At 71.8% G+C, this 18,882-nt stretch carries 16 protein-coding genes, 1 tRNA gene and 1 pseudogene; 11 read left to right on the top strand and 7 right to left on the bottom strand.

Features of this window, described 5'->3' with window-relative positions:
• Positions 1-4: 4 nt before the first annotated feature.
• Genes hemQ through ACZK5D_RS07840 form a run of 3 tightly spaced genes read right to left on the bottom strand, consistent with a single transcriptional unit; the run spans position 5 to position 3,041 of the window.
• The gene (gene hemQ / locus ACZK5D_RS07850; RefSeq protein WP_463664880.1) at positions 5-733 is read right to left on the bottom strand and encodes a hydrogen peroxide-dependent heme synthase; all 729 of its coding nucleotides are present in this window, start codon (positions 731-733) and stop codon (positions 5-7) included.
• Entirely contained in the window at positions 730-1,782 is a 1,053-nt protein-coding gene (locus ACZK5D_RS07845; protein ID WP_463664879.1) for a ferrochelatase, read from the bottom strand. The genes hemQ and ACZK5D_RS07845 overlap by 4 nt, the downstream gene beginning before the upstream one ends.
• Positions 1,779-3,041, bottom strand: coding sequence for a glutamyl-tRNA reductase (locus ACZK5D_RS07840; protein ID WP_463664878.1), 1,263 nt, complete (start codon positions 3,039-3,041; stop codon positions 1,779-1,781). The genes ACZK5D_RS07845 and ACZK5D_RS07840 overlap by 4 nt, the downstream gene beginning before the upstream one ends.
• A 62-nt stretch (positions 3,042-3,103) precedes the next feature.
• Between ACZK5D_RS07840 and hemE the strand changes: the two genes are divergently transcribed.
• The 8 genes and pseudogenes from hemE to ACZK5D_RS07800 all read left to right on the top strand — a co-directional run bounded on the left by hemE (position 3,104) and on the right by ACZK5D_RS07800 (position 11,191).
• The gene (gene hemE, locus ACZK5D_RS07835) at positions 3,104-4,111 is read left to right on the top strand and encodes a uroporphyrinogen decarboxylase (protein WP_463664877.1); all 1,008 of its coding nucleotides are present in this window, start codon (positions 3,104-3,106) and stop codon (positions 4,109-4,111) included.
• Positions 4,108-5,391 carry a protoporphyrinogen/coproporphyrinogen oxidase gene (locus tag ACZK5D_RS07830; RefSeq protein WP_463664876.1) on the top strand — a complete coding sequence of 428 codons (1,284 nt, stop codon included), beginning with the start codon at positions 4,108-4,110 and terminating at the stop codon, positions 5,389-5,391. Before hemE ends, ACZK5D_RS07830 begins: the two co-directional genes overlap by 4 nt.
• Positions 5,388-6,272: pseudogene (gene hemC / locus ACZK5D_RS07825) on the top strand (hydroxymethylbilane synthase); the annotation flags it as partial. The gene ACZK5D_RS07830 and the pseudogene hemC (ACZK5D_RS07825), both read left to right, overlap by 4 nt.
• A gap of 123 nt (positions 6,273-6,395) precedes the next feature.
• Positions 6,396-7,025, top strand: a complete 630-nt coding sequence (locus tag ACZK5D_RS07820) for a uroporphyrinogen-III synthase (RefSeq protein WP_463664998.1) — start codon at positions 6,396-6,398, stop codon at positions 7,023-7,025.
• Positions 7,022-7,987 carry a porphobilinogen synthase gene (gene hemB, locus ACZK5D_RS07815; protein WP_463664875.1) on the top strand — a complete coding sequence of 322 codons (966 nt, stop codon included), beginning with the start codon at positions 7,022-7,024 and terminating at the stop codon, positions 7,985-7,987. The genes ACZK5D_RS07820 and hemB overlap by 4 nt, the downstream gene beginning before the upstream one ends.
• Positions 7,988-7,989: 2 nt before the next feature.
• Positions 7,990-9,267: a glutamate-1-semialdehyde 2,1-aminomutase gene (hemL, locus tag ACZK5D_RS07810; protein ID WP_463664874.1), complete on the top strand. Its 1,278-nt coding sequence runs from the start codon at positions 7,990-7,992 to the stop codon at positions 9,265-9,267.
• Positions 9,268-9,300: 33 nt separating this feature from the next.
• On the top strand, positions 9,301-10,965 hold the full coding sequence (hemC, locus tag ACZK5D_RS07805; protein ID WP_463664873.1) for a hydroxymethylbilane synthase: 1,665 nt from the start codon (positions 9,301-9,303) through the stop codon (positions 10,963-10,965).
• Positions 10,966-11,115: 150 nt separating this feature from the next.
• Positions 11,116-11,191, top strand: a tRNA-Ala gene (locus ACZK5D_RS07800).
• Positions 11,192-11,271: 80 nt separating this feature from the next.
• Here the strand turns inward: ACZK5D_RS07800 and ACZK5D_RS07795 are convergent.
• On the bottom strand, positions 11,272-11,955 hold the full coding sequence (locus ACZK5D_RS07795; RefSeq protein WP_463664872.1) for a ferredoxin--NADP reductase: 684 nt from the start codon (positions 11,953-11,955) through the stop codon (positions 11,272-11,274).
• Between the two features lie 109 nt (positions 11,956-12,064).
• Here ACZK5D_RS07795 and ACZK5D_RS07790 point away from each other — a divergent pair, with 109 nt between their 5' ends.
• Positions 12,065-12,478, top strand: coding sequence for a thioesterase family protein (locus ACZK5D_RS07790; RefSeq protein ID WP_463664871.1), 414 nt, complete (start codon positions 12,065-12,067; stop codon positions 12,476-12,478).
• A gap of 59 nt (positions 12,479-12,537) precedes the next feature.
• On the opposite strand, the gene ACZK5D_RS07785 is transcribed toward ACZK5D_RS07790, so the two are convergent.
• The 3 genes from ACZK5D_RS07785 to ACZK5D_RS07775 form a co-directional block, all read right to left on the bottom strand.
• The gene (locus ACZK5D_RS07785) at positions 12,538-13,656 is read right to left on the bottom strand and encodes a substrate-binding domain-containing protein (RefSeq protein WP_463664870.1); all 1,119 of its coding nucleotides are present in this window, start codon (positions 13,654-13,656) and stop codon (positions 12,538-12,540) included.
• Between the two features lie 134 nt (positions 13,657-13,790).
• Positions 13,791-15,095: a sugar ABC transporter permease gene (locus ACZK5D_RS07780; protein WP_458994210.1), complete on the bottom strand. Its 1,305-nt coding sequence runs from the start codon at positions 15,093-15,095 to the stop codon at positions 13,791-13,793.
• A gap of 17 nt (positions 15,096-15,112) precedes the next feature.
• Entirely contained in the window at positions 15,113-16,669 is a 1,557-nt protein-coding gene (locus ACZK5D_RS07775) for an ATP-binding cassette domain-containing protein (protein WP_458994209.1), read from the bottom strand.
• Positions 16,670-16,928: 259 nt separating this feature from the next.
• Between ACZK5D_RS07775 and ACZK5D_RS07770 the strand changes: the two genes are divergently transcribed.
• The gene (locus ACZK5D_RS07770) at positions 16,929-18,104 is read left to right on the top strand and encodes an ROK family transcriptional regulator (RefSeq protein WP_458994208.1); all 1,176 of its coding nucleotides are present in this window, start codon (positions 16,929-16,931) and stop codon (positions 18,102-18,104) included.
• A 5-nt stretch (positions 18,105-18,109) separates the two neighbouring features.
• A complete protein-coding gene (locus ACZK5D_RS07765) occupies positions 18,110-18,862 on the top strand; it encodes an ATP-binding cassette domain-containing protein (protein ID WP_458994207.1) in 753 nt (250 codons plus the stop codon).
• Positions 18,863-18,882 lie beyond the last annotated feature (20 nt).

Here is an 18,882-nt window from a genome sequence, read left to right as displayed (position 1 = left end):
GTCGTCAGCCGATGGGCTGCCGGTTGATCCACTCGGCGAGCTCCACGCGCGGCCCCGTGAAGAACGGCGTCTCCTCGCGGACGTGCAGCCGGGCCTCCACCGAGCGCTGGTGCCGCATCGCGTCGGTCAGCCGGTGCAGCTCGTCGGCCTCGAACGCCAGGATCCACTCGTAGTCGTTGAGGGCGAAGGACGACAGCGTCGAGGCCACCACGTCGGGGTACTCGCGCCCCGCCATGCCGTGCTCCATCAGCATCCTGGAGCGGTGGGCGTCGTCGAGGTAGTACCAGTCGTAGCTGCGGACGAACGGGTAGACGGTGAGCCACGGCCTGGGCGCGAAGCCGGCGAAGCAGCTGGGCACGTGCGTGCGGTTGAACTCGGCGGGGCGGTGCACCCCCATGACGGACCACACGGGCGCGAGGTGGGCGCCCAGGCCGCACTGCCGGATGGCGTGGTAGCCCGCCTGCAGCGACGCGGGATCGTGCGCGAGCGTCCACACCATGAGGTCGGCGTCCGCCCGGAAGCCGCCCACGTCGTAGAACCCGCGCACCGTGACGCCGGCGGTGTCCAGAGCAGCCGTGAGCTCGGCGGCCAGCCCCGCGGTCTCCAGCGACGAGCCCGGCAGCGGGGCCGCCGTCGAGAACACCGAGTACATGGCGTACAGCGGTTGCGCGTTGATGGCCTCGAGATCGACGTCGTGTTCGTCGCGCTCGTCGCGACCGGGGTGCCTGCTCATCGGGTTCCTTCCTGAACCTGGGGGCGGGGGAGGCAGCAGCGCCCGATGGAGAACCGGCAGCGTCCCACGGACGACGCCTCTCCACGCGCGGCGGCGGCCTTGGCGAGCAGTTGGTCGACCAGGAGGGCTACGAAGCCCTCGTCGGTCCCGACGGTGGCCGCCCGCTCGTAGGGCAGGGCCAGCTCCTCGGCGGTCTGCCTGGCCTGGGTGTCCAGGTCGTAGACCACCTCCATGTGGTCGGAGATGAAGCCGATGGGCGCGGCCACCACGCCCGCGACACCCTCGGCCTGCACCTCGGGCATCCGGTCGTTGACGTCCGGCTCCAGCCACGGGATGTGCGGCGCCCCTGAGCGGGAGCAGAAGGTCAGTTCCCAGGCGAGCTCCTCGCCGAGCGTCGAGGACGCCTCCTCCGCGACCGAGGCCGCGACACGCAGGTGCTGCGCGTCGTAGCGACGCTCGGGCTCGCCCGTCGACGAGGCCTCGTTCATGGCGGTGGGGATGGAGTGGGTGACGAACAGCACGCGCAGGGCGCCGTCGCCGATCCGGCCCCGGAGCCGGCGCACCGCGTCGACGAGCGCGCGGGCGTTGGCCGAGACGAAGCCGGGGGTCTCCCCGAAAGGATCGACCTTGTCGATCCGGATGCCCCGCGGCTCGGCGGCGCGCTCCAGGTCCTCGCAGTACTGGCGGCAGCCGCTGTAGGAGGAGTACGCCGACGTGGCCAGCGCGACCACCCGCTGGTGACCGTCGTCCACGAGGCCCTGGACGGTGTCGGCGAAGTAGGGATGCCAGTTGCGGTTGCCGATGACCACCGGCACCTCGATCCCGCGGCGACCCAACTCCGCGCGCACCGCCTCCATGAGGGCGGCGTTGAGCTCGTTGATGGGGGAGCGGCCGCCGAACAGCTCGTAGTGCTTCGAGACCTCGATCAGGCGTTCGTCCGGGATGCCGCGGCCCGCCGTCGCGTTGCGCATGAAGGGCAGGACGTCGGCGGACTCGTTGGGCCCGCCGTAGGACGCGAAGAGGACCGCGGTGTACGGCTCGAGGGTCACATGGCCTCCTGGGCCTCGGTGGAATCCAGGTCCTCGACGCCCATGTGGGTGACGGGGCAGTGCTGGGACTCGATGGCGTCCGGGTCAACCACCTCGTCGGCGCCGATGCCGTAGAGCTCGGCCATGGCCAGCAGGTACTCCTCGGTGCGGCCCTGCTCCGCCGCCTGCCTGGCGCGCGTCGACGGGACGTGGAGGAGGCGGGTGGCGAGGCGGCGGAGCGCCAGGGTGGCGTCCTCGTGGGTGAGGGGGCGCTGGGGGAGGCGGGCGGCCTCGTCGTCCACCATGGCCATGACCGACTGCCGGAGCCCCACCACGGCCGGGTCCACGATGCGCGCGCGGAGCCTGGTCAGCACGTCCGCGACCCCGGCCTCGACGAGCGCCTCGGCGCGGCGGGTGTCGTCGGCGAAGCAGGGCTGGATGGAGGCCTGGATGGAGGCGAGGTCGACGACGCGGACCCCCACCAGCGCCGCGACCTCGGGGGCCACGTCGCGCTGCAGGGAGAGATCCAGGAAGCGCTGGGGTCCGCGGACGTGCGCGGCCTCGACGACGGGGGAGCCGAGCCCGCGGCAGGTGACCACCAGGTCCGTGCCCGTCAGGGCCTCCTCGAGGGTGGCGACGTGGACGAGGTCGTGGCTGTCGGCGAACGTGGACCCGCGGCCGCTGGCCGAGTGGACCCGGATCCGGGCCGCCCCGCGGGCCCGCAGCGCCGCGACCACGGCCCCGGCGTAGGAGCCGGTGCCGACGATGGTGACCGTGGCCGCCGTCCAGTCCTCGATGCCCATGAGGTCCAGGCCGACGCTGACCACGGAGCGGCCTGCGCTCTCCAGGGCGGTCTCCCGCGCGATCCGCCGCGACGTCCTGAGCGCCTCGTCGACGGCGAGGTTGAGCGGGAGGGAGGTGACCCCCTGCTCCTGCGCGGCGGTCAGCGCGCGTCTCAACTGGCCGGCGATCTCGCGCTCGCCCACCACCATGGAGTCCAGGCCCGCGGCCACCCGGAACACGTGCCCGAGCGCCGCCTCTCCCAGGTACAGGTCCCAGGCCGGCGGGGCGTCGAAGGACGCGTTGAGGGCCACCCTGAGGATGGTGTTGGACGCCTCGCCGTTGGTGTCGAGGATCACCTCGACGCGGTTGCAGGTGCTCAGCACGACGGCCCCGTTGACCTCCGGCAGGGAGGTGAGGCGGGCGGCCACGTCGTCGACGCAGGCGCTGGTGCGCTCAACCTCCGGCAGTCCCTGCCGGTCGTGCTGAATGGAGAACACGCGCATAGTCACAGTGATCCCTATTCAAGCACCCTTGGCTGATGAGGCAGAATCGTCCACAAATGAATCCCATGCTTTCCGCGTTGAGCGGACACCGCCCCGAACGCCTCCCCGTCTGGTTCATGCGCCAGGCCGGACGCTCGCTGCCCGAGTACCGCGCCATCCGGGAGGGCACCACCATCCTGGAGGCCTGCCTCATCCCGGAGCTGGCCGCCGAGATCACGCTGCAGCCCGTCCGGCGTCACAAGGTGGACGCCGCCATCTTCTTCTCCGACATCATGACCCCGCTGGTCCTGGCCGGGGTCGAGGTGGAGATCCACTCCGGCGTGGGCCCCGTGATCGAGCGGCCCGTGCGCACCGCGGCGGACGTGGACCGCGTCACGCGGCACGCGCTCATCGAGACCAGCCCCATCACCGAGGCGGTCAGGACGGTGGTGGCGGAATTGGGTGACGACACACCACTGATCGGCTTCGCCGGCGCGCCGTTCACTCTGGCCGCGTATCTCGTGGAGGGTCGCGGCTCGCGTGACCACCTCGCGGCGCGGGCCATGATGCACGCAGATCCTGTGGCGTGGCACCGGCTGCTCGCCTGGTGCGCGGATGTGTCCGGGCAGTTCCTGGGCGTACAGGTGGACGCCGGGGCCCGCGTCGTGCAGCTGTTCGACTCCTGGGCCGGCGCCCTCACCCGCGAGGACTACGTCCGGCACGTCGCTCCGCACTCGGCGGCGGTGCTGGCTGCCGTTGAGGGACGAGTGCCCCGCATCCACTTCGGCACCGGCACCCGCCACCTCCTTCCCGAGATGGCGGCCTGCGGCGTCGAGGCCATGGGCATCGACTACCGCACGCCCCTCGACGAGGCCGCCGCCCTGCTCCCCGGCCTGCCGCTGCAGGGCAACATCGACCCTGCCATGCTGGCCGCCGGATGGGCGCCCCTCGAGGCCCACGCCCGCGACGTCGTCGAGCGGGGGCGGGCCGCCCCGGCCCACGTGGTCAACCTGGGCCACGGCGTGCCCCCCACCACCGACCCGGGGGTGCTCACCGACCTGGTGGCCCTCCTGCACTCGCTGTGACGGCGGTCGTCGTCGGCGGGGGGCTGGCAGGTCTCCTCGCCGGATACCGCCTGGCCCGGCAGGGGCGGCGCGTCACCGTCCTGGAGGCCACCACCCGCCTGGGCGGGATGATCGCCCCGGTCCAGATCGGCAGGGTCGCCGTGGACTCCGGCGCCGAGGCCTACGCGGTCCGCGGGGGCGTCGGCCGGGCCCTGTGCGACGAGCTGGGGCTCGAGGTGGCGGGCCCGCTGGGGCAGCCGCACATCTGGCGCCCGGACGGCGCCTGGCCCATGGCTGAGGGGGTCCTGGGCATCCCGTCGTCGCTCGACGACCCGGCCTTGGGCGCGCTGAGCGCCGACGCCCTGGCGCGCCTCCGCCAGGACGCGGACCTGCCGCCGGAGGTCGGCGCGGACGCCGTCACCGTCGGCGAGCTGGTGCGCGCGCGGCTCGGCGAGGGCGCCCTGGCCGCGCTGGTGGCCCCCGTGGCGCTGGGCGTCTACTCCCTGCCACCGGACCGGATGCCGCTGGCGGCGTTCGCGCCCGGGCTGGCCCACGCGCTCGCGGAGTCGGGCACCCTGCTCGGCGCCGTCGCCGCCCTCCGCCGGCCGGGGGTGGCGGCCGTCGAGCAACCGGTGGGCGGGATGTTCCGGCTCATCGACGAACTTGCCGCCCGGATCAGAGCCGCGGGCGGGGAGATCCGGATGGCTTCCCCCGCCGTGTCCCTGCGCCGGGCCGGCCTGCAGTTCGCCGTGGGCCTGCCGGACGGAGAGGTCCTGCTCGCCGACCGCATCGTGCTCGCCTCGTCGGCCGCCAGCGCGTGCGCGCTGCTCGCGCGGATCGGCGTCGACCTGACCGCGCCGCCGGTCGCCACGGCCAGGCTCGCCGTGCTCGGCCTCTCGCATCCCGCCCTGGCCGACGCCCCGGTGGGCTCCGGGCTCCTCGTGGGTGAGCGGGACGAGGCCATCCACGCCAAGGCGCTGACCCACTACTCGATGAAGTGGCCGTGGGCCCGCCGCGACGGGCAGGAGATCCTCCGGCTGTCCTACCCCGAGCAGCTGCTCCCCACCCGCGCCGAGGCCCTGGCGGATGCCTCGCGGTTCCTGGGCATCGAGCTCGCCGACGCCGACGTCACCGGCTTCGCCTCCGTCTCCTGGGAGTCGATGCCCACCCGGATGGAGCACTCCGCCCGCGAGTACTACCTGGAGACCGTCGCCGCGGCCGGAGTCGACCTGGTGGGGGCGTGGCTCGACGGCAACGGGATCGCGTCGGTGATCGCCGGCTGCGATCGGCTCGCCGCATGAGGCTCCGGCTCGGCACCCGCGGGTCCGCGCTCGCTGTCGCCCAGTCCGAACAGGTGGCCGACGCGCTCCGGGCCCGCGGCCACGACGTGGTGCTGGTCCGGATCAGGACCGGGGGAGACGTGGAGCGGGGCTCGCTGACCAACCTCGGCTCCCTGGGCGTGTTCGCGGCCGAGCTCCGCACCGCGCTGCTGGAGGGGCGCTGCGACTTCGCCGTGCACTCCCTCAAGGACCTGCCCACCGCCGCCGTGCCGGGGCTCGTGATCGCCGCCGTGCCCCGGCGCGCCGACGCCAGGGACGCGCTCTGCGCCCGCGACGCCCTCACCCTTGAAGGCCTGCCCGCCGGGTCGACCGTCGGCACCGGATCGCCCCGACGCGTCGCCCAGCTGCGGGCCCTGCGCCCGGATCTGCTCTTCGTGGACGTGCGCGGCAACGTGGGCACCCGGCTTGCCAGGGTGGCGCAGGGGGACCTCGACGCCGTCGTCCTGGCCGCGGCCGGCCTCACGCGGCTCGGCCTGACCGGCCACATCACGGACCTCCTGGACATCCTGCCTGCGCCCGGCCAGGGCGCGCTGGCCCTCGAGTGTCGCGGCGACGACGAGGACGTCCAGGCCGAGCTCGCCGCGCTCGAGGATCCCGCGACGCGCGAGGCGGTGGACGCCGAGCGCGCCGTGCTGGCCGGCCTGGGCGGCGGATGCGCGGCGCCCATCGCAGCCTGGGGGCGCGACGGGGAGCTCGCGGCGGGCGTGTTCGCGATCGACGGCTCAACGTCCACCCGCACCCGGGTCGAGCTGGGCCCGAGGGCGGGGGAGACGGCCGCCGAGGAGCTCATGCGGCACGGCGCGCCGGAGGTGGCCGACCTCGGGGCGGGGCGGCCGTCGCGGCTGGCCGAGCTCCACGACGACACCTCGCTCTGGCGCGGTGACGCGATCCTCGCCGGGCTGCGGATCCTCTTGCCGCAGGCCGACGGGGCCCTGGCAGACGGGTTGCGGGCGGCCGGCGCGGAGGTGGTCGCCCAGCCGGTGCAGCGGCGCGTGACGGTGAGGCCGGAGGGCACGCTCGACGGCGCGGACTGGGTGGCGCTCACCTCTGCCGCGACACTCGGCGCCCTCGCGGAGCTCGGCCTCCGGATCCCGCAGGAGGCGCGCGTGGCCGCCGTCGGGCCCCGGACCGCGAGCGCCGCCGAGGCGGCGGGGCTCACGGTGGAGCTCGTGCCGACGGGGGAGTCCAGCGCCGCCGCCCTGGTGCGCGCCTGGCCGGAGGGATCAGGCAGGGTGGTGATCCCCGGCTCCGCCCTGTCCTCGCCCGAGCTGGCCCAGGGGCTGCGGGAGAAGGGCTATACCGTCGAGGTGCTGCCCGTCTACACCATGGAACCCCTCGAGCACCTGCCCGGCGGCCTCGTCGAGGAGTGGCGGGCCGGGCACTTTGACGTGGTGGCAGTCACCGCCGGGTCGGCGGGGGACGCCGTCGCGCGGCTGCTCGGGTGGCGCGACGACACCAGCGTGGTGGCGTTCGGTCCACCGTCGGCCGCCGCGTTGCGGCGCGGGGGCGCGAGTGTCGCGGCAGTGGCTCAGACCCAGGACGCGGAGGGGCTGATCCGGGCGATCGCGTCTCTGGCAGGAAAGGACAAGGCATGATCCAGATCCGGCCGCGAAGGCTCAGGACCACCCCGGCGATGCGCCGCCTGGTGCGGGAGGTGGAGCCGCGCGCCTCGCAGCTGGTCCTGCCCGTGTTCGTCGCGGAGGCACCCGGCGCCATCTCGTCGATGCCGGGCGTGCGCCGCCACGACCTCGACGGCCTGCGACGCGTGGCCGAGCAGGCCGTGGCCGCCGGGATCGGCGGCATCATGATCTTCGGTGTGCCGGAGGACGCGGACAAGGACGACACCGGGTCGCAGGGCTGGGCGGAGGACGGCATCCTGCAGCGCGGCCTGCGGGCCGTGCGTGACGCCGTCGGCGACGACACAGTCGTCATGGCAGACACCTGCCTCGACGAGTTCACCACGCACGGACACTGCGGCTTCCTCACGGCGGGCGGCCTCGTGGACAACGACGCCACGCTGGCCGCCTACTCGTCCATGGCCATCGCGCAGGCCCGGGCGGGCGCCCACGTGGTCTCGCCGTCGGGGATGATGGACGGCCAGGTCGAAGCCATCCGAGCGGCCCTCGACGGGGCCGGCCACGAGGACACCGCGATCCTCGCCTACGCCGCGAAGTACGCCTCGTCGTTCTACGGCCCCTTCCGCGAGGCGGTCACCTCCACGCTGAGCGGGGACCGCAAGACCTACCAGCAGGACCCGGCCAACCGCCGCGAGGGCCTGCGCGAGGCGGAGCTGGACCTGGCCGAGGGCGCGGACATGGTGATGGTCAAGCCCGCCGGCTATTACCTCGACGTGCTCGCCGACGTGGCCTCGGTCTCGGACGTGCCGGTGGCCGCCTATCAGGTGTCGGGGGAGTACGCCATGATCGAGGCGGCCGCGGAGCGGGGCTGGATCGACCGCCGCGCGGCCGTGACGGAGTCGGTCACCGCCATCGTCCGGGCGGGGGCGGACATCGCGTTGACCTATTGGGCGTTGGAGCTGGCGGGGTGGATGAAGTGAGCATGGATCAACTGTTCGAGCGGGCACGCGGCGTGATCCCGGGAGGTGTGTCGTCGCCGGTGCGGGCCTTCGGGTCCGTGGGGGGCACCCCGCGGTTCGTCTCCTCGGCCCGCGGTCCATACGTGGTGGACGCGGACGGCGTCGAGTACGTGGACCTGGTCTGCTCGTGGGGGCCGGCGCTGCTCGGCCACGCGCATCCCGAGGTGGTCGCGGCGGTCCAGCGGGCTGCGGAGCGAGGGCTGTCCTTCGGGGCGCCGACGGAGGCCGAGGTGGAGCTGGCCGAGGTGATCCGGGCGAGGGTGCCGATGGCGGAACAGGTGCGGTTCGTCTCCACGGGCACCGAGGCCACGATGACGGCCATCCGCCTGGCGCGCGGGGCCACGGGCCGCGACGCCATCGTCAAGTTCGCCGGCTGCTACCACGGGCACTCGGACGGGCTCCTGGCCGCGGCGGGCTCCGGCGTGGCCACCCAGGGCCTTCCCGGGTCGGCGGGGGTCACCCAGGCCGCCGCCGCCGACACCATCGTCGTGGACTACAACGACGTCGAGGCCCTGGCCAGGGTCTTCGACGAGGCGGGGGACCGGATCGCCGCCGTGATCACAGAGGGGGCGCCCGCCAACATGGGCGTCGTCCCGCCGGCGCCCGGCTTCAACGCCGCCATCCGGGAGCTCACCTCCAGGCACGGCGCGCTGATGATCCTCGACGAGGTGCTGACGGGATTCAGGGTGGGACCGTCGGGATGGCTCGGCCTGGAGGGCGGCTACGAGCCGGACCTGGTGACCTTCGGCAAGGTGGTGGGCGGCGGCATGCCGCTGGCCGCGCTGGCCGGTCCGGCCAGGGTGATGCAGCTGCTGGCCCCCGTGGGCCCGGTCTACCAGGCGGGCACGCTGTCGGGGAACCCGCTGGCGACGGCCGCAGGGCTGGCCACGCTCCGGCTCGCGGACGAGGGCGTGTACGCGCACGTGGACCGTCGGTCGGCCGAACTGCAGGCCGCCGTGGCCGACGCGCTCACGGCCGCCTCCGTGCCGCACGTTCTCCAGCGGGCGGGCAGCCTGTTCTCGGTGTTCTTCCGCGGCGAGGCGGTCGCCGACTACGACGACGCGAAGGCGCAGGACACCGCCGCCTTCTCGCGCTTCTTCCACTCCATGCTGGACCAGGGCGTCGCGCTGCCGCCGTCGGCGTTCGAGGCCTGGTTCCTCTCGGCGGCCCACGACGACACGGCCATGGCGCGGATCGGGGACGCCCTGCCCGCAGCAGCGCGGGCGGCCTCCCATTCGTGAGAAGCTAACCCCGTCACTCAGAGAGGATCAACGGTGAAACTTCGCTTGGGCACACGCGGATCGGCGCTGGCGCTGGCGCGTTCGGAGATGGTCGCGGCGCGGCTGCGCGAGGGCGGGCACGAGGTGGAGATCGTCCCCGTCGCGTCGGCGGGCCAGGACACCATCCACATGCCCGACGGCTACTCGCAGGTCATCTTCGCCAAGGAGCTGCGCGAGGCGTTGCGGGCGGGCGAGGTGGACGTCGTGGTGCACTCCGTCAAGGACGTTCCGCTGCGCGACAAGCCCGAGGACCTGACCTTCCCCGCGGTCCTGCCGCGCGGCGACCACCGCGACGTGCTCTGCACGCGCAGCGGCATCACCCTCGCGGCGCTTCCCCGGCACTCGCGGGTGGGGGTCACGTCGCTGCGTCGCCTCGCCCAGCTGCGGGCGCTGCGGCCGGACCTCACCTTCGTCGACGTGGGCGGCTCGCTCGAGGAGCGGCTGCGCCACCTTGAGCCTGGCGATCTCGACGCGGTGGTCCTGTCGGCCGCCGGCGTCGAGGCGCTCGGCCTGACGGACCGGATCGCCGAGTACCTGCCCATCCTCACGGCGCCCGGGCAGGGGGCGCTGGCGCTGGAGTGCCGCACCGACGACGAGGACATCGTCGCCGCGCTCCGCGAGTTCGACGACGTGGAGACCCGGATCACCATCGACGCGGAGCGCGCGGTGCTGACGGGGCTGGGCACCACCTACATGGCGCCGGTGGGGGCGCTCGCGTCGCGGCGGGGCATCCTGTCGCTCAAGGCCGGCGTGTTCGCCATCGACGGCACCAAGCGCAACGTGCTGGAGGTGGGCCTGCCCACCTCGGAGTTCCACGCCGTCCGCACCGGCGAGAACGTCGCTGCCGCGCTCAAGGCGCGAAGGGCGGACCGGTTCTTCTCGCCGGAGGCGCTGGCGTCGGTGAAGCTCTCGGCCGAACACGACGACGAGTCGCCGTTCATCGAGGTGGCCGGGGACGACCGCATCCGGGTGCTCCTGGTCCGCCAGGAGGGCCGCCTCGCCCAGTCCCTGCGCAAGAACGGGCTGCGCGTGGACTGCGTCTCCCTCCAGGAGGCCAGGCTCATCTCGGCGGACAACATCCTCGGATGGGCGGACTGGGTGGTGCTGCCCTCCGCGCAGACCGTGTGGGCGCTGCGTGAACGCGGGTGGGACATCCCGGCAGGCAAGAGGGTCGCGGCCATGGGGTCGACCACCCAGCTGGCGGCCGAGGAGAGCGAGATCCAGATCGAGATCAGCCCGGAGGGGACGGCCAGCTCGCAGAGGCTGGTGGAGATGTTCCCCACGGCCGAGGGGGAGCAGCGCGTGGTCATCGTGTGCGCGGACCAGCTCTCGACGAACCTCGAGGACGGGCTGCGCGCCAAGGGCTACACCGTCGAGCGGCTCGAGATCTACACCATGGTGGACGTGGCGGAGTTCGACCCGCGCATCCGGCAGATGTGGGACGACGGGGCCTGGGACGCGGTTCTGCTGAGCCAGCCGTCGTTCGCGGGCGCGTACGTGAACCTCCTCGGCCACCGGGACGGCGTGCACGTGCTGGCCTGGGACGACCCGACCGCCCAGGCACTCGCGGAGCTCGGCGTACCGGTGATGGCAGTGGCGAAGTCGAAGGACGAGTTCGGTGTCGCGGCGCTGGCCAGAGAGCTTGCGAAGAAGGTCTGACGCGCGTCCCACAGCCGCGGCCCGCCTCCCCTCAGGGGTGGCGGGCCGCCGCGTTCCGCCTGTCCTGCGGGCGCTCAAGCGTGGGCCGGCCCGGATTTTCCAAGTCCGTCCGGATGCGCTATCGTTCTTCGAGTCGCCGCAGGGCGGCCTGGGGCTATGGCGCAGTTGGTAGCGCGCTTCCATGGCATGGAAGAGGCCAGGGGTTCGAATCCCCTTAGCTCCACCAGAACCAGCAGAACCCCGCCTCGGGCGGGGTTCTGTCGTTTCTCCGGCACCCCCACCCGTACGATGGGCGGCCGGCCGGATTCAGATGTCGTCGGCGGTGTAGCCGGGGAAGAAGTCCTCCTTCAGCTGCGGGTCGGGCAGGCCGGCGTCGCGGAGGGCCTGGCCGAGATCCTCCACCATGGGCTCCGGGCCGGAGAGGTACACCAGCGAATCCATGAGGTCGGGCGCCAGCCTGGTGAGCACCTCGACGGTCAACGGCTCGCCGACGACGCGGTGCACGGTCAGGGAGTGATCTGCCTCCTCCCAGCCGGCGAGCTCGTCGGCGAAGGCCACGTCCTCGGAGCCGCTGCCGTAGATGAGCGTCACGTCGAGGGGCTCGCCGTCGTGGTGCCGCTGCTTGAGGATGCTGTGGAACGGGGTGATCCCGATACCCCCGGCCACGAAGACGATCGGCACGTCCGTGTCCTCCCAGGTGAAGTCCCCCTCCGGATCCTGCTTCAGCTCGATCCGGTCGCCCGGGGTGAGCCGCGACAGCGCCTGCTTGAACGTGGTGCCGGTGACGCGGGTGGTGATCTGCAGGATGCCCTCGTAGGGGGCGGCTGAGTTGGTGAACCAGCGGGCGGTGCCCTCGTCGTCCGGGGCATCGTGGGGGATCTCGACCTCGACGTACTGGCCGGCCTCCCAGATCAGCGGCTCGTCGCTGCGGAAGCGGAACGCCCAGATGTCGGCGGCCTCGTGGGACTTCTCGATCAGCGTGAGGGACATGGGCTTCTCCTTCGAAGGGTTCGTCGTCGCCTCTGACGCTACCCCGCGCCCACCCGGCGCGCGACGGTTAGCATGTGGCTACCGACGATCCGAGCTGAGGAGAGCCTTCGTGAAAGCGTCCCTGCACCCTGGTGTGTCCCACACGATGCGCTACCTGGTCCCTGAGAACCGGACGGTGCCGCACCTGCTGCCCGAGTCCGCTGACTTCGCCGCGATGCCGGAGGTGCTGGCCACGGGCTACATGGTGGGCATCATCGAATGGGCGTGCATCGATGCCCTCCGCAGCCACCTCGACGACGGCGAGATCACGCTCGGCACGCATGTCGACCTGTCCCACCAGGCGCCCACCGTGCCAGGCTCGACGGTCGTGATCGAGGTCACAGTGACCCGGGTGGACGGCCGCCAGGTGGCCTTCGACGTCCGCGCCCACGACGAGCACGCCGTCATCAGCGCCGGGACCCACGCGCGGGTGGTGGTGGACCGCGGGCGGTTCGTGTCGCGGCTCCCGCACGCGCGCCCCTGATCTCAGCTGACGACGAAGGGGTGGGTCCTCGCGGACCCACCCCTTCGTCGTCGATCGGATCAGCCCTCGAGCAGAGCCAGTCGGTCGGGATCGTTGGCGAACACCTCGGCCGCGTTGGCCTTGGTCACCACGACGGGGTCGAGCTGGTAGATGTTGACGTCGACCTTGCCGTTGTTGGCGGTGTCCTCGGTGGCGGGGAGGCCCTCGCCGGTCTGCAGCAGCTGGATCAGCTCAACCGTCTTCGCGACGAGCGCGTCGGTGGGCTTGGCCACCGTGGAGTACTGCTCGCCGGCGGCGATGGAGATGATCGACTCGTTCTCGGCATCGAGTCCCGTCACCACGGGCAGGTCCATGCCGGCCTGCTTCACCGAGGTGAGGATGGCGCGGGCGATGCCGTCGTTGGGGGAGAGCACGCCGTCGATGGTCTTGTCGGAGTAGTTGCCCGAGAGCAGCGAGTCCATGCGGGCCTGCGCCTTGGCGTTGTCCCAGTCGGGTGTGGCCACCTGGGTGAACTCGGTCTGCCCCGAGACCACCACGAGGGTGCCGTCGTCGATCTTCGGCTGCAGGACGCTCATGGCGCCGGTGAAGAAGTTCGGGGCGTTGGGGTCGGCCGGGCCGCCGCCGAACAGCTCGATGTTGTAGGGGCCGGGGCCTGTGGCCTCGAGGCCCTCGAGCAGCGACTGGCCCTGCAGCTCCCCGGTGCGGACCGAGCCGAACTGGACGACGCCGTCGATGGCGGTGGTGTTCTCGATGAGGCGGTCGTAGCCGAGCACCTCGATGCCTGCGTCGTGCGCCTTCTCCAGGACGGAGCCGAGCTGCGTGCCGTCCACCGGGCCGACGACGATGACCTCGGCGCCCTGTTCGATCATGGCCTCGATCTGCTGCTGCTGCTGCGGAACCTTGTTGTCGGCCGCCTGGATCAGCGCGGTGAAGCCGGCGGCCTCGAGCTGGTCGGCGAACATGACCTCGGCCTCCTTCCAGTTCTGGGTGCCCAGCCACGGCAGCGCCACGCCGATGGTGGCGTCGGCCGCGAAGCCCTCGCCGCCCGCGCTGGCGGAGGTGGAGGCCTGGGACGAGGAGGTGGGGTCGGTGGTGCCCTCGCGGCCACCGCCACAGGCGGTCAGCGCCAGGGAGGTGACGAGGAGGCCCGTGAGGAGGCCGGCTGCCTTCATCTTCATGATGGTCCTTTCGGTGTTCCCGACCGGCCGATCCGGTTCGGGGGTGGGCATCGATGCCCGGTGGTGTGCGCGCCGGGGCGCACTGGGGGAGGGGAGGCGCCGAGAGGGCGCCACCCGGAGGGGGATGTCGGGGTCTACTTGCTCTGGGCGGTGGTGGGGACGGTGTCGGCCGCGTCGACCACCGGGCCGGGCGCGGCGGGGGCCGACTCGAGGGTCGCGGCTGAGGCGGGCTCGCTGCGGAACCGGCGCATCAGGTTCCCGATCAGGGACGGCCGGCCCTGCTGCTTGTTGTAGACGTCGAAGGCCACGGCGGCCAGGAGCACGAGGCCCTTGATCACCTGGGTCTGGTCCGCGCCGACGCCCATCAGCATGAGGCCGCTGTTGAGCACCGCCATCACCAGGCCGCCGATCATGGAGCCGACGACGGTGCCGATGCCGCCCGAGACCGCCGCGCCGCCGATGAACACGGCCGCGATCGCGTCCAGCTCCCACATGGTGCCGTCGGAGGGCCCCGCCGCCGTGGCGCGGCCGACGAACAGGATGCCCGCGATGGCGGCGAGGAAGCTCATGTTGAGCATCACCAGGAAGTAGGTCTTGGCCGTGTTGACTCCGGAGAGGGCGGCCGCTGCCTTGTTGCCGCCGACGGCGTAGATGTGACGGCCGAAGCGGGTGCGCTGGGTGAGCACGTGGTAGACGATGACGAGGATCACGAGGATCACCCCGGGGATCGGGAAGGAGGTGCCGGGGCGGCCGCTGCCGAACAGCCAGGTGACGTAGCCGATCACCACGACGATCAGGGCGATGCGCACCAGGGTCGCCCACATGGGCGCCTCGGCCCCGCGCTCCAGGGCGTGGGCGCGGCGCTTCAACTCGCTCCAGACGAACCAGGCGGCGGCCAGGATGCCGAGGAGAAGGGTCGAGTTGTTGAGGCCGGTGAACGCGGGACCCCACTCGGGCAGGTAGCCGGCTCCGAAGAACCTGTACTCCTCGGGCACGGGCACCGAGATGGACTGCGACATCCAGATCACCAGGCCGCGGAAGATCATCATGCCGGCGAGCGTGGTGATGAACCCGGGGATGCCCACCTTCGCCAGCCAGAAGCCGTGCCAGGCGCCGATCAGGACGCCGGCCAGGAGACCGGCGAGGATGCCGGCCCACCAGGGGAAGCCGTAGGTGGAGGTGGTCAACGCGGTGGTCATCCCGACGAAGCCGGCCACAGATCCCACCGAGAGGTCGATCTGGCCGATGACGATGACCATCACCATGCCGATCGCCAGGATCAGCACGTAGGCGTTTCCGGAGATGAGGTTCTGGAAGTTCGACGAGGTGAGCATCCGTCCGCCGGAGACCACGTCGAAGACGACGGCGAGGAGGACGAGGGCCAGGGCCATCGTGTACTGCTGGAGGTTGCCTCCGAGGACTTGCTTGATTGCCTTCATTGTCGTGTCCGTTCAGGTCAGGCCGGCAGCGCCGCGGCCGAGGTGCTGGTGGTGGTCATTCGTCGCATGAGGGTTTCCTGGTCGGCGTCAGCCGCCGCGAGCTCTCCGGTGATGCGGCCCTCGCAGATGGTGTAGATGCGGTCGGTGATGCCGAGGAGCTCGGGCAGCTCCGAGGAGATCACCACGACGCCCTTCCCGGAGTCGGCGAGCGCGTGGATGAGCTTGTAGATCTCGTACTTGGCGCCCACGTCGATGCCGCGGGTGGGCTCGTCGAGGATGAGCAGCTGGGGTTCGGGGTACATCCACTTGGCGAGGACGACCTTCTGCTGGTTGCCGCCGGAGAGGGTGGCGACGCCGACGTCGACGCTGGGCGCCTTGATCCGCAGCTCCCTGCGGTACTTCTCGGCCACCGCCGCCTCCTTGCGCGGGCTGAGGAGGAACCGGGTCACGATGTCCTTGAGGTTGGCCGCGACGATGGTGCTCTTGATGTCGTCGATCAGGTTGAGGCCGAGGGTCTTGCGGTCCTCGGTGACGTAGGCGATGCCCTGCTCGATCGCCTGGGCGACGGTGTGGGTCTCGATCCGCTTCCCGCCCAGCCTCATCTCGCCGGAGAGCCAGCGCCCGTAGGAGCGGCCGAAGATCGAGCGGGCCAGCTCGGTGCGGCCCGCGCCCATCAGCCCGGCGAAGCCCACGACCTCGCCGGCGCGGACGGTGAATGCGGCGTCCTTGACGATCAGGCGGCCGGGGATGGCCGGGTGTTCGACGTTCCAGCCGTCGACCTCGAAGAGCACGTCTCCGATGTGCGGGGTGCGCGTGGGGTAACGGTTCTCGATGGAGCGCCCCACCATGGCGCGGATGATCCGGTCCTCGTCCACCTGCCCGGCCACCACGTCGTAGGTCTCGACGGTGCGGCCGTCACGGATGACGGTGACGGCGTCGGAGACGGCCGCGATCTCGTTGAGCTTGTGGGAGATCATGATCTGGGTGATGCCCTTGGCCTTGAGGCCTCGCATGAGGTCCAGCAGGTTGCGCGAGTCGTCCTCGTTGAGCGCCGAGGTGGGCTCGTCGAGGATGAGCAGCTTGACGTTCTTCGCCAGAGCCTTGGCGATCTCGATGAGCTGCTGCTGGCCGACGCCGAGGGTCTTGATCGGGGTGTCGGGATCGAGGTCTAGCCCCACGCGGGCTAGGAGGTCGAGCGCCTTGAGGCGGGCCGCCTGCCAGTCGATGAGGAGGCCCGAGGTCACCTCGGAGCCGAGGAAGAGGTTCTCCGTGACCGAGAGTTCCGGGATCAGAGCCAGCTCCTGGTGGATGATGACGACGCCGCGCTCCTCCGAGGCCTTGATGCCGCCGAAGCGCACCACCTCGCCCTCGAGCTCGATGTCGCCGTCGTAGGTGCCGTGCGGATACACCCCCGAGAGCACCTTCATGAGCGTGGACTTGCCCGCGCCGTTCTCCCCGCAGATCGCGTGGATGTCGCCGCGGCGTACGTTCATCGTGACGCCGTCCAGGGCCTTGACCCCTGGGAACTCCTTGGTGATGCCGCGCATCGCCAGCAAGACGTGACCGTCGATCATGCCTACCCGTGTCTCCTTCGACTCCGCGGATTCGCGACGTTCGCCGTCGCTGCCCCCGATGGCTAGAACGTAAGCGCTCGAACGGCTTGGCGTCAATTCTTGAAGTCAAGCGTTATCACTTCGTTACAAATGCAATCGATACCACCATTCGTGACTAGGGCTTATGGTTGTTCAGCGCTAACACTTGGAGCCGGACGCCTGGGTCCGGGAGTTGAAGACAACGCCGGATGGATGCGGGCGCTGCTGCTAGCCTTCAAGCGTGAACAGGGTCGTGGGCGCGCCGGGATCTCAGCCGTCGCTGCGCGAGGCCAACAGCGCCCGAATCGTTGAAGCTGTGAAGGCGTACGGCCGCATCACGCAGGTCGAGCTGGCCAGCGTGACGGGCCTGTCGCCCGCCACCGTCTCCAACATCGTCAAGCAGCTGCTCGAGAGCGGCCTGGTGGAGACCAGCGCCACCACGCGGTCTGGCAGGCGGGCGCAGCTGGTGTCGCTCAGGACGTCGTCGGCCCTGGCCGTCGGCATGCACATCGGCCGCAGATCCCTCGACCTGGTGATCGCCGACGCCTCGCTCGAGGTCCTGGCCTCGACGCGCCTGCCGCTGCCTGCCGATCACCGCTCGGACACGACGCTGGACCGCGCCGCGCTCCTCGTGGCCGATCTCGCGGACGACGTGGGGGCGGACATGGAACGCGTGGCGGGCGTGGGGCTGGCGCTGCCGTCCAGTGTGGGACGCGGGGGCCGGACGGGGGCCTTCCAGCTGCCCGGATGGGAGGAACTCGACGTGGATCAGCTGTTGTCGGCCCGGATCCAGCGGCCGGTGCTGGTGGTGAAGGAGGCGGACGCCGCGGCGATGGCCGAGTCGCGCCTGGGCGCACTGCGGGGCGCGAGCTCGGCGATCTACGTGCACGCCTCCCACACCACCGAGTCCAGCCTCGTGCTGGGAGGCATGGTCCACGGGGGCTTCCGCGGCGGGGCGGGTGCGCTCGGCCACGTCCGGGTGGATCCCGCCGGGCTGATCTGCCGCTGCGGCGCCCGCGGCTGCCTCAACACCGTCGTGTCCGGGGAGGCCCTCGCCGAATCGGTCCGCGTCAGCCACGGCCCCATGGACCTGCGCGCCATCGTCAAGGCGGCCAGGGACGGTGACCCGGGATGCCGTCAGGTGGTCGCGGACGCGGGCGCGGTCATCGGCCGGGCGCTGGCGGACCTCGCCACGGTCGTCGCCCCCGAACGCATCACCTGGGGAGGTGACCTGGCCACGGTGGGTGAGACCTTCGTGGGCCCCCTGCGCGAGGCGGTGCGGGGGAGGCCACTGCTGCCCGCCGTCGAGGAGCTGCTCGCCGAGCCGGCGTTCCCGATCGACGGCTGCGCCCGGGGGGCGTTGGTGGCCATTCACGACGTGATCACCGCCTCCGCGACTGCATCGGTGGAAGGATGACGGCCATGGACTCCCGCCCACTCCTGCTCGAGCTCCGCTCGGTGAGCAAGCACTTCGGCGGCGTGCTCGCGCTGGTTGACGTGGACCTGACGGTGCGCGCGGGCGAGGTGGTGGCGCTGGTGGGGGACAACGCGGCCGGCAAGTCCACCGTCGCCCGGATGGTCTCCGGGGTCTATCAGCCGGACGGGGGACAGATCCTCCTCGACGGCCGGCCGGTCACCATCCCATCGGCCCAGGCCGCCTTCGCGATGGGGATCGCTGCGGTCTTCCAGGAGTTCGCCCTCGCCGAGAACCTCGACGTGACCTCCAACATCTTCCTCGGGCGCGAGCTGAGCTCCGGCGCCCTGCTCGACGTGGACCGGATGGACGACCTGGCCCGCTCCTACCTGGCTCAACTCAACGCCAGGATCCCTGACCTCCGGACGCCGTTGGTCCAGCTCTCCGCGGGCCAGCGGCAGAGCGTGGCCATCGCGCGCACCCTCGTGAGCAGGCCACGGCTGGTCGTGCTGGACGAGCCCACGGCGTCCCTGTCGGTCGGGCAGACCGCGGAGGTGCTGAGCTACGTGGAGCGGCTGCGCGACATGGGCCTGGGCGTGATCCTGATCAGCCACAACCTCAACGACGTCCGGGCGGTGGCGGACCGGATCGAGGTCCTTCGGCACGGCCGCAACAACGGCTCCTTCGACGCGGCCACGGCCAGCTACGAGGAGGTGCTCTCGGCCATCACGGGGGCCACGCGGCGGCGGGTGCCGCGGTGAGGGCAGGGGCCCGGCCCACC

It is taken from the genome of Tessaracoccus yangjingae (assembly GCF_055326235.1).
Note: the sequence above shows the minus strand (reverse complement) of the source record. Positions and strands in the feature narration are given on the sequence as shown.